The sequence below is a fragment of the Vibrio sp. 2134-1 genome (assembly GCF_033339495.1).
In genome coordinates this window covers 1-746 of sequence record NZ_JAWOUS010000360.1, presented here as the reverse complement: position 1 = coordinate 746, position 746 = coordinate 1, and the positions used below count along the sequence as shown (strand labels likewise).

Below are 746 nucleotides of genomic sequence, written 5' to 3'. Positions count from 1 at the left end.
TGATACCGAGAAAGCGGGTCTAGTAACATCACTAGAAACTCGTAACCAACAAATTACAGATCTAGAGAAAAAATACTCTGAGATCAGCGACCAGCTCACTTCTGTTGAAACAGAAAACCGTGAACTTCGCGCCAAGCTGGATACACAAAAAGATGACATGCTGCTTAAGTACTTCACTTACGGTGGCGGTGTAGCCGGCCTTGGTCTTTTATTTGGTTTGATTCTTCCTCATATCATTCCACGCAGAAAGAAATCACCTGCAGGTTGGGCATAACTGCCCCGCAAACTACCGGTTTGCACATAGCGGATACGAAAAAGGCCACATTCATGTGGCCTTTTGCTTATCTAATGGTTTCACGCGAGAGTACTAACCATCCCATTCGTAAAGCGCAGGGATTCGGATTTGCTCACCTTGGAATTCGACAATGACAGCCTGCGGCTGAATCTCTTTCAGCGTCACTTGTCCATCCACCACATCCCCTTGGTGATACTCCACGTTATTGATTTTCACCCAACGACGATTGGCGTCACTGGCATACATATGCGTTTGCAAATTAAGGGCCGGAAGACGTCCTTGCCACTGCTGCGCATTGCGCTCCAAGTCATTCACCTGTGACGGCGCAGAAGTCGGCGCATCGTTTTGAGACAGCGCATTTTCCACTTTTTTGGCGAGATCTGGAGACAAGGAAGACAAGTCTAGATCATCCAATGACAAACCTAAGTCGTCACGACGATGCGTAGATGCT

Annotated in this window: 2 protein-coding genes; one reads left to right on the top strand and one right to left on the bottom strand. The window is 47.5% G+C overall.

Features of this window, described 5'->3' with window-relative positions:
• Positions 1 to 274 (top strand): TIGR04211 family SH3 domain-containing protein (locus R7R78_RS25990; RefSeq protein ID WP_225474595.1); only part of this gene is annotated, 274 nt, incomplete at its 5' end.
• A 93-nt stretch (positions 275 to 367) separates the two neighbouring features.
• On the opposite strand, the gene R7R78_RS25985 is transcribed toward R7R78_RS25990, so the two are convergent.
• Positions 368 to 746 (bottom strand): general secretion pathway protein GspB (locus R7R78_RS25985; RefSeq protein ID WP_225474594.1); only part of this gene is annotated, 379 nt, incomplete at its 5' end.